Here is a 9229-nt window from a genome sequence, read left to right as displayed (position 1 = left end):
AGCTTCTCGTAATCTTTGACCACATCCATCCCAAGGAGGTATGCTCTCCCATCGGTTGGAAGGAGCTGGCACGATAGTATCCTCAGAAGGGTCGTCTTTCCGGCGCCATTCTGTCCTATCATCGTCAGGATTCCCCTTCTATCGTATCTAAAGTCTATTCCGTTCAGTGCTTTAACTTCATTAAACTCCTTCCTCAGCTTGACAAGCTCTAGCATCAAGCCTCAGCCTCTCAGTTCCATATAAAGGTTGTTGAGAGGTGATCCGGGTATATCTCTGCTACAGAGAGGGGATCTATCAAATAAGCTGAGACCTGATGAGACTTTAATTCCTTTGCAACCTGTATTACAATATCCATTCAGGAATAAAGGACAGTTTTTACACTCTCCTTCTGGTTCATGTTCCTCCTTAAAGATCCTTGCCAAAGGTCTCTCTAAGATATCCTCTAAATCTTCCTTTAATAAATTTCCTAACCTGTATTCCTTCCATCTAAGGTAGGAGCAAGGATATACATCGCCATTGGGCATGAGAGCAATAAAGTAATTGACCGCAGAACATTTAGTCGTTGGTTTCGACATTCTAAGCGGTGTAACTCCTGGAGTATAAGAAAGTATAAGTAATTGATCCTTGAGTTCGCTTGACTTTTTAATAAGCTTGGAATGCAACTCAACTAACTCCTTTGGGCTTATCATCAAATCTTTTATAAATGCTCCTCTACCTGCCGGAAAAAGAGGACCCCATACCCAAGCACTAACACCAAGTCTCAAGGCTAACTCTATCATGCTGTCGACGTCGTGCAGGTTGAGCTTAGTTATTACTGCTCCTGTTGAGACATTTGCTCCTTCTTTCACAAATTTCCTTATCACGTCTACAACTTTATCAAATTCGCCTCTTAATTTGTTATGAATCTCAGGCGTGCTTCCATCTAACGGTATATGAATTTCGTCTACGGTATCGGCTATCTTTTTGATAAGATCACTATTATCTTTTAATATAACACCATTAGTAGATAGCATTAAATAGAAATCATTCTTTCTCATATATTCTAGTATATCTATCAGATCACGGCGCAAGGTTGGTTCACCGCCTCCTATCCATAAAATTAGGACTTTGCCCTTAATTTTATCTACAACGCTAAATATTTCTTCTGTGCTAAGCTCGCGGTATCCTTGGGGCGATACTGGGCCACTTTCACTAAAGCAATAGATACAACTCAGGTTGCAAAGCTGTGTAATTTCCCATGCAACCATTACAGGAAATTTAATTTCTTCTGGGTGTCTATACTCCATCTTATGTGCTATTTCCTTGAGATCTACTACGAGAGGCTCAAGATGACTTTTAATAATTTCCTCGCCTTCCTCAATCGAAATACCCTCAAGTGAAATATATTTAATAATATCATTATAGCTTAACCCGAGCTCAATTAATTTTATTAGGCTCAGAGCCCCCTTATTTATATAGTAATCCACTCCAGAGCTCTTTCTTTTTCCTCTTGTAATAACTATTGCACCATTTTCCTCTTCTCTGTAAAGAAGATCTCTTCTTAATAACATATCCCTGACTTCCTCAACCATCTGTTCTGCTTGACTTTTCATTTTTATCACCAAAAAAAAGAAATAATAGTTTATGCTATTCTTATCACTTCACCAAAGCCCAAGCAGAGGAATTGCACTGGCGTCTTGGACAATTTATTATAACTAACGGTGATCTAGTAACTCGGGTTGTTCTTGTGCGGACAAGTTCTTTAATAAGACTTCTGATGTAAGTCTCACCCTCCATTCAGATCACCTTCATATGGTAATATACAACTTAAATATAAACATTAAATTCCCCATCAGAAAGATTAATTCTGAGAAATATTTATGCTGCTTTTTTTGGAGCAATATGCAATTGTTACAGCAGATTTTCGAGGAATTCTCCTTAAGTCAAGAAGATCCATCGGGATTTAACTACTTTTTAAAACTCCGTGAAATCTCACTGTCCCACTATCCTGCCATACCTCATTTTTACTATCCTGTTTGCAACCTGCTCGGAGAAATCCCTGTCATGCGTTGCCACAACGACATATCTTCTCCCTCTTATAATGTTTATCAGGGATTCCACAGAGCTCGAGTCAAGGTTTCCTGTTGGCTCGTCCAAGAGAAGATATTTTGGCCTCAGGGCTAAGGCCCTAGCTATTGATACCTTCTGCATCTCACCAGCTGAAAGCCTCCAGGCAGGCCTGTCTCTCAGCTCATATATTCCCATGAGCTCCATCGCCTCAACAGCCCTTTCTTCTGCATACTCGATTTTCCTTGCTTTCAGGGCCCACATTATGTTCTCCATGACAGTTGTCCTGAACATAACGGACCTCTGATGCACATACACAACACTTTTTCTGGGATCCCTCGAACCATCTACTAGAACCTCCCCGTGCTGAGGCCTGAGAAGACCAGCTATAACCTTCAAAAGGGTGGTCTTTCCGGCCCCATTCGGGCCCTCTATCGACACTATCTCCTCCCCTATCCTCAGGTTTATCTCGCTTATACCTCCTCCCTCTCTATACCTGTACGTGACGTTTATCACCTCTATCATGCTCTCGCCATCCTGCTGACAATCGATGTGAGAAGGAGGCTTATGCAGACAAGTATGATCCCAAGGGATATCGCAAGCTCGAACTCCCCCTTGCTCACCTCAAGCGCTATCACTGTTGTCATAACCCTAGTGAACCCCTTTATATTTCCTCCGAGCATCAAGGCCACTCCAAGCTCGCCTACTGCCCTGTTGAACCCTACTAGAACTGAGGAAACTATGCCGGGTAGTGAGTCAAGGAAGAGCCTCTGAGCAGCTTGGGAATCGGATGCTCCAAGTGAAATTGCCACCTCTACAACCTCCTTTCTTGAATCCAGAGCTCTCTCCATGAATATAGTCATTAGCGGAGTTATAAGAATTGCCTGTCCTATCACCATAGCCATTGGTGTGTACATTAGGCCAAGAAAGCCTAGAGGACCTGTTCTTGTCAGCAGGTAATACAGAATAAGCCCTATCACTACAGTCGGAAGGCTTATCATCGAGTTTAAAATTTCCAGAACCAAGTTTTTCCCTCTAAAATCCTTCAAACATAGAAAGAAGGAAAGAGGAAGGCTTATCATTGCAGCTATTGCGGATGCTGTTCCAGATATTGCTATCGACCTCAGGGAGATCTCGGCTATCTCCAGAGGTGTCACCAATCGAGGCACCTCTTTATCCTTTTATCTTACTCCACTTCTCCCACACGCTTCTGAGCCAGCTTGTTCTGTCATTGGGCCATATGGCTGAGAAGAATAGGCCTCCTCCCCTGAAGTTGTTTATTATCTCCTGTCCCTCTCTCGATAGTAAAAACTGCTTGAAAGCAGAGGCATCCCTTGTGTTTCCCGATGGAACTATGTAAACACTATATATATTTATAAGTTCATCTCCTCTGTCAACAATGGCCTTAAGCTTGAGTTTATCCTTCATGAAAAGCCATGTTCCCACATCCACTAATGTATAGGCCTGTTTTTCATTAGCTATAGACAGAGTTGTGACCATATCGCTTCCTGATTCAATGTACCAGCTCCTGTTCTTCGGGCTCAGGCCTGCCATATTCCATATCTGCATCTCCCTCACATTCGTCCCTGAGTTATCCCCTCTCGATATAAACAAAGCTCTCCCCCTCTCTCCTGCTGAATATATGCTCTTAAATGCATCTATCACGCTCTTTCCAGATGCTTCTGCAGGATCATCCGGAGGGCCGACTAATATGAAGTAGTTGTAGGCAAATATGCTGCCATTTCTCTCTATAACTCCTTTTTCCATGTATTGCTTCTCAAGCGATGGAGCATGAACCAGCACTAGGTCAACTCCTCCTTGAGAAGCCCTCTTCAAAGCCTCTCCTGTACCTGTTGCTATGAACTTCACCATCACACTGGGATTCTCCGACTCGAATCTCTCCTTAAGCTCATCTAGAAGACCTGTTGCATATAGGGATGTTGTTGTGGTGACTATAAGGGATCTTTTCTGTGTGCTTATGATGTAGAAAAAGGCAATACAAGCTAAAAGCAGGGCAAGACCGATCAACAGCTTCTTCTCCATGAAGGTCACCGCTTGATATACAGGATATTTTATAAAAAGTTTTCCATAATATTTATAGGGACATTGATTTGTCAGAAGCTCTCAGAATCTCAACAAAAAATATTAATTGGAAGTTTCTACTTCCAATGTGGAGATAAGACCTGAGATAGAGGTAAGTCTTGTGATAAATGGGAAGAAGCTGGATGAGGAGCTCGCAAAAGCCCTGGATCTCATGGATCTAAAGGGATCCCTTCACAAAGCAGCAAAAACAATGGGATCATCCTATTTCAGGCTATTGAAAAGGATATCTGAGCTGGAGGAGGCAGCAGGAAGGAGAATTGTGGAAAGAAAGGGGAAATCCCTCGTGCTTACTGATTTCGGGAGGATGCTCCTGAGCATGTACAAGGAGGAGTTGAAGAAGGCAAGGGGGTGGAGCTTTGAGAGAAGAAGTGGATACGATGCAAGAATAGCTTCTAGCCATTGCATGGGAGTTGAGATAATAGCATCTATGCTGAGAAGAAAATACAACGTGGATGTGAGGTTTGTTGGCTCCTCAGGTGGCCTTGCTCTCCTCATGCTGGATGAAGCTGATATAGCCGGCATACACCTCAGAGGAAGGATAGAGGATCATCTCAGCAGATACTGGCTTGAAAACAGGGTGAAAGTTTACAGGGGATACATAAGGGAGGTGGGGTTTGTCTCTAGGGATTTCTCCAATATAGACTCGCTCAAAGAGGGGATAATAAAGGGAAATGCTAGAATGATAAACAGAAACTTGGGATCTGGGACTAGGCTTCTTCTAGACGACTTCCTAAGGAAGATAGTCGGGGATCCCAGCAAGCTTAAGGGATATGAGATGGAGGTGAGAAGCCATCTTGAGGTTGTGAAGGCAATCTCATCGGGAAAAGCGGACTTTGGCCTCGCTGTCAGATATTTTGCGGATCTCTATGGACTCAAATTCATAAAAATAGCAGAAGAAAACTATGATTTTGTAGTAAAGAAGGACTCCATGAAGAAGCCGGCTGTTTTATCTTTTATCGATATACTTAGATCTGAGAAGTTCTCCAATGCGATAAAAAAGATAAAAGGGTATAAGGTACCGGAGGATATCGGGAGGGAACTAGTATGAGTACATTGGAGGCAATGTCGGTCTTTTAACCTCAACTCCCTTTGCAAACATTTCAGCAAGCTCCTTGTAGTGGTCAAGTACCTCCTTCGGAAGGGGCTTAACCTTTTGCATTGCATCTAGGAAGTGTCTCATCTCTATCTTAAGCTCCTTTACATGGGCCTTTGCCTCATTCGGATCTTTATACTTCTCCACGAACTCCTTAAGTGCCATCATGCTGGCTGCATTCACAAGAGCTTCTATATCAGCTCCAGTGAAATTTTCCGTCATCTTTGCTAGCTTTCTCAGGTCTACATCCTGTGCAAGTGGTCTGTTCTTTGTATGTATCTTGAATATCTCAAGTCTGGCCTCTTCATCAGGTGGAGGAACATATATGAGTCTATCAAACCTTCCTGGCCTGAGAAGGGCTGGATCCAGTAAATCAGGCCTGTTTGTAGCACCTATGACGACAACTTTTCTGAGCTCCTCAAGTCCATCTAGCTCGGTGAGAAGCTGGCTTATTATCCTCTCTGTCACTCTGGAATCCCCTATTCCAGATCCCCTCTGCGGGGCTATTGAGTCTATCTCATCGAAGAATATCACGCAAGGTGCTGTCTGTCTGGCCTTTCTGAATATCTCCCTTATCGCTTTCTCGCTCTCTCCAACCCACTTGCTCATTATCTCAGGTCCTTTAACGCTTATGAAGTTTGCACCGCTCTCATTTGCAACTGCTTTTGCCAGCAATGTCTTCCCAGTTCCAGGAGGTCCGTAAAGGAGGATGCCCTTGGGCTGCTTTGTTCCACTTGCTTGGAATATTTCTGGATACTTAAGAGGCCACTCTATCGCCATTATGAGCTCCTCCTTCACGTCCTTAAGCCCTCCTATATCGCTCCACTTCACATTCGGAACCTGAACTATTACTTCTCTTAGAGCGGATGGCTGTATCTCCTTTAATGCCTCATTGAAGTCGTTCATGGTTACCTTTAGCTCGTTGAGGATCTCCGCAGGTATTGTCTCCTCCTCCCATTTTATCTTCGGCATTATCCTCCTGACAGCCCTCATAGCAGCTTCTCTCACAAGAGCAGCCAGATCTGCGCCTACAAATCCATGAGTGATATCAGCAAGCTTGTCAAGATCGACATCATCGTCCAGAGGAACTCCCCTTGTGTGTATCTCCAGTATCTCTCTTCTGGCATCTCTATCAGGAACTGGGAACTCTATCTCCCTGTCAAATCTTCCCGGTCTTCTTAATGCTGGATCTATTGCATTCGGCCTGTTTGTAGCACCTATGACGACAACTCTTCCCCTTCCCTTAAGTCCATCCATGAGAGTGAGAAGCTGGCTGACCACTCTTCTCTCAACCTCTCCCGTCACCTCCTCCCTCTTCGGAGCTATTGCGTCTATCTCATCTATGAATATTATGCTGGGTGCATCTCTCTCAGCCTCCTCAAATATCTCTCTGAGCCTCTTCTCGCTCTCCCCGTAGAACTTGCTCATTATCTCAGGACCGCTTATGCTTATGAAGTTTGCACCGCTCTCATTTGCAACTGCTTTTGCCAGCAATGTCTTCCCAGTTCCAGGAGGTCCGTAAAGGAGGACTCCCTTTGGAGGCTCTATTCCAAGCCTTCTGAATATCTCAGGATGTCTCATCGGGAGCTCCACCATCTCCCTTATCTTCTGTATTACGTCCTTAAGCCCTCCTATATCCTCATATGTGACCTTAGGTATAGCTTTTAGCTCTGCTGCAGGTCTCTCGCTTATAGATATGTTTGTGTCTTGGTTTATTATCACTGCATCGGCCACTGGAAACACGTTCACGACAACCAAGTTTAGCCTTCTTCCCATTATGCTCACCGGTATTGTATCCCCTCTCGTCACTGCTCTTCCAAGGAGCATTCCCTTTATGTAGTCCTCAGCTCCCATAAGCCTAAGTGGCTCAGTAGGAGCCAATATTATCCTGTCAGCATTCTTGGCATTCACCTTCCTTATGTTTACAGCATCATCCAAGCTGACTCCAGCGTTCCTCCTTATGAAACCATCTATCCTCACTATCCCAGTTCCGTAATCCTCTGGATATCCAGGCCAGGCTATTGCAACTGTCCTGCTTGATCCCTCCAGCTCTATGACATCCCCTGGGTTTATCTTCAGCTCGTCCATTATCTTCTTGTCAAGCCTAGCTATACCTCTCCCCACATCTCTCGGCATTGCCTCGGCAACTCTGACAGTAGCAACTTTTTTCTCGTCCTTCATATCACTCCACCTTTATCCTCTGTCCTCTAGGCTTTATCTCCTTCTTTGGCTTCAGAGAGATCTCAAGAACCCCGTTGTTGTAGTTTGCTCTTGCGGATGATGGATCCACTTCAACTGGAAGATCCACATCAGTTCTGTACTTCCTCTCCCCAGTTGTCTCTATGTGCACTGTTTTCTCTGTCGCCTCTATGTTTATCTCCTCCTTCCTCACTCCAGGAAGCTCTGCAACAACCTTCACCTCATTGCTCTTCTCATCCGTGAATACGTCGACAAATGGCTGCCTGTATCCCTCCTTCTCCTCTATCCAAGGAGGCTCCACGTTTCCGAACCTTCTTATCACAGGCTTTCCATCAGGCCCTATTGTTATGCTGAAGCCATAGACATAAGGTTGTTTGCCCTCAAAGGCTCTAGCAAATTCCCTCTGGAACATTCTCTCCATCTCCTCTATCTCCCTCTCTATGTCCTCAAAGAACCTTCTCCATCTCCTGTCCCACCACCACATTCACATCACCCCCTAGTAAACTTAGGGTTACCTAGTATATAAATTTTATCTTTCGAGGGGCCTCCTGCTTCTAGCAAGGTATCTCACTAGGACCACCAGCTCCCTTATGATCTCCTCTATTTCATCTTCTGATGAAAGCTCTGTCACCTTCTCCAGCCTTCTCATTATCTCCTGTATTCTAGGAACCTCATCCTCTTCATGGATGCACTCGCTTATCACTCTGTCTCCCATCAGGATGAATATGTCAGGTACATCCTCCTTCAGCCTGTAGTACTTTCTGGGAGGGATTGTGGATCTGTCCACTATCTTCTCCAAGATACCCCTGCTCTCCATGTACCTCAGGTGCTTAAGAACAGCCTGTTTGGATACTCCAAGCTCACTTGAAAGTTCAAGCAGGTATCTAGGTCTCTCAGCCAGAAGTCTGAGCATTCTTCTCCTGGTGGAGTTGCTTAACAGTTCCAGCAGCAGGTCAAGCCCCTCCATACAAGGATTATAGCGGGAGAGTATATTTAACCTTTGGTTACCTAGTATATATTTTGTTACATTAAATATTGGGCTGCTAGTTTATCGGCTTTTTTTCAAGCATGCTGACGAACTTCCTTGGTGTTATAACATTGGATACATCCTCTTCTTTCGATTTAAGAAAGTTTATAAACTCTCCATCTATTGTCAGAAAGAGAATTCCCTTCTGCTTTGATACTGCATAAAGGAGATCATCTATGAAATCTCTGTGGCCCTTCTGATACAGCAAATATGCCTGATAGAACGAAGAACCATCCGGAACTATCTGCGTGTATGTGTTTCTTATTGCATTTATTCCGTTCTCAACAATCTTAAGCTCTTCTGCAGGGATTATCTTCATCACTTTCCACATAGCCTCTAGAACACTAACTTCTGTATAATATACTTCTACATCATAAAAATATTTTATTGCTTCTTTTACCTCTTCCTCCACATCTATTCCTAGGGCGGGAAGAAGGAAGCTTGTGTCAATCAACACCTTCAATGTATTTCCTCTGCTCCTCAACGCTCTCACTCTCCAGCTCCTCAAGAGATATCTTTGCGATCTTTTTCCCATGCAAGGATAGCCATACTGCATCACGCTCGGGCTCCAGCACTATCTTATCCTCAAGCAGGGTTATCCTGACTCTATCTCCCTCTCTTATCCCCAGCTTCTCGGCAATTTTCTTTGGTATGACGAGGGTGCGTTTTTTACCTACTCTCGTCACAGTGGTCAGACCCACAGCATCACCTGATCTAGCAGTATTGTCGGAGATTAATAAAGTTTCTGGCAAATTAAACTG

11 protein-coding genes and 1 pseudogene are annotated in these 9229 nt (G+C 44.0%); 1 reads left to right on the top strand and 11 read right to left on the bottom strand.

The annotated features are described in order from the left end of the window. The 6 genes and pseudogenes from D6D85_RS08480 to D6D85_RS08460 all read right to left on the bottom strand — a co-directional run. The coding region (locus D6D85_RS08480; protein ID WP_125671626.1) for an ATP-binding cassette domain-containing protein at positions 1–215 on the bottom strand (215 nt) is incomplete at its 3' end. Between the two features lie 6 nt (positions 216–221). After that, positions 222–1571 carry a radical SAM/SPASM domain-containing protein gene (locus D6D85_RS08475; protein WP_161969775.1) on the bottom strand — a complete coding sequence of 450 codons (1350 nt, stop codon included), beginning with the start codon at positions 1569–1571 and terminating at the stop codon, positions 222–224. Between the two features lie 64 nt (positions 1572–1635). Then, positions 1636–1776: a hypothetical protein gene (locus D6D85_RS16295; protein WP_161969774.1), complete on the bottom strand. Its 141-nt coding sequence runs from the start codon at positions 1774–1776 to the stop codon at positions 1636–1638. A gap of 195 nt (positions 1777–1971) precedes the next feature. Further along, a pseudogene (locus tag D6D85_RS08470) lies at positions 1972–2487 on the bottom strand (energy-coupling factor ABC transporter ATP-binding protein); the annotation flags it as partial. An 80-nt stretch (positions 2488–2567) separates the two neighbouring features. After that, a complete protein-coding gene (locus D6D85_RS08465) occupies positions 2568–3203 on the bottom strand; it encodes an ABC transporter permease (protein WP_237558803.1) in 636 nt (211 codons plus the stop codon). A 16-nt stretch (positions 3204–3219) separates the two neighbouring features. Then, positions 3220–4089: a substrate-binding domain-containing protein gene (locus D6D85_RS08460; protein ID WP_237558802.1), complete on the bottom strand. Its 870-nt coding sequence runs from the start codon at positions 4087–4089 to the stop codon at positions 3220–3222. 106 nt (positions 4090–4195) lie between these two features. Between D6D85_RS08460 and D6D85_RS08455 the strand changes: the two genes are divergently transcribed. Then, complete coding sequence (locus tag D6D85_RS08455) at positions 4196–5197, top strand: substrate-binding domain-containing protein (protein ID WP_125671622.1); 1002 nt, start codon at positions 4196–4198, stop codon at positions 5195–5197. On the opposite strand, the gene D6D85_RS08450 is transcribed toward D6D85_RS08455, so the two are convergent. The 5 genes from D6D85_RS08450 to D6D85_RS08430 all read right to left on the bottom strand — a co-directional run bounded on the left by D6D85_RS08450 (position 5189) and on the right by D6D85_RS08430 (position 9169). Next, entirely contained in the window at positions 5189–7423 is a 2235-nt protein-coding gene (locus tag D6D85_RS08450) for a CDC48 family AAA ATPase (protein WP_125671621.1), read from the bottom strand. The genes D6D85_RS08455 and D6D85_RS08450 overlap by 9 nt on opposite strands. 1 nt (position 7424) lies before the next feature. After that, the gene (gene hsp20, locus D6D85_RS08445; protein WP_125671620.1) at positions 7425–7925 is read right to left on the bottom strand and encodes an archaeal heat shock protein Hsp20; all 501 of its coding nucleotides are present in this window, start codon (positions 7923–7925) and stop codon (positions 7425–7427) included. A 45-nt stretch (positions 7926–7970) separates the two neighbouring features. Beyond that, positions 7971–8408, bottom strand: a complete 438-nt coding sequence (locus tag D6D85_RS08440) for an ArsR/SmtB family transcription factor (protein ID WP_125671619.1) — start codon at positions 8406–8408, stop codon at positions 7971–7973. A gap of 76 nt (positions 8409–8484) precedes the next feature. Then, entirely contained in the window at positions 8485–8961 is a 477-nt protein-coding gene (locus D6D85_RS08435) for a PIN domain-containing protein (protein ID WP_161969773.1), read from the bottom strand. Beyond that, on the bottom strand, positions 8915–9169 hold the full coding sequence (locus tag D6D85_RS08430) for an AbrB/MazE/SpoVT family DNA-binding domain-containing protein (protein ID WP_237558801.1): 255 nt from the start codon (positions 9167–9169) through the stop codon (positions 8915–8917). Before D6D85_RS08430 ends, D6D85_RS08435 begins: the two co-directional genes overlap by 47 nt. Between the last annotated feature and the right edge of the window lie 60 nt (positions 9170–9229).

The sequence above is a fragment of the Candidatus Methanodesulfokora washburnensis genome (assembly GCF_003947435.1).
GTDB classification, from domain to species: Archaea; Korarchaeota; Korarchaeia; order Korarchaeales; family Korarchaeaceae; genus Methanodesulfokora; species Methanodesulfokora washburnensis.
The sequence above is the reverse complement of the archived record's forward strand: the minus strand, read 5'-3'. Positions and strand labels throughout refer to the sequence as shown.

Coding starts and splice junctions, on each gene's coding strand:
- D6D85_RS16295 (WP_161969774.1), bottom strand. CDS start 1,776: ATGGAGGGTGAGACTTACATCAGAAGTCTTATTAAAGAACTTGTCCGC.
- D6D85_RS08460 (WP_237558802.1), bottom strand. CDS start 4,089: ATGGAGAAGAAGCTGTTGATCGGTCTTGCCCTGCTTTTAGCTTGTATT.
- D6D85_RS08440 (WP_125671619.1), bottom strand. CDS start 8,408: ATGGAGGGGCTTGACCTGCTGCTGGAACTGTTAAGCAACTCCACCAGG.
- D6D85_RS08475 (WP_161969775.1), bottom strand. CDS start 1,571: ATGGTTGAGGAAGTCAGGGATATGTTATTAAGAAGAGATCTTCTTTAC.
- D6D85_RS08450 (WP_125671621.1), bottom strand. CDS start 7,423: ATGAAGGACGAGAAAAAAGTTGCTACTGTCAGAGTTGCCGAGGCAATG.
- hsp20 (WP_125671620.1), bottom strand. CDS start 7,925: ATGTGGTGGTGGGACAGGAGATGGAGAAGGTTCTTTGAGGACATAGAG.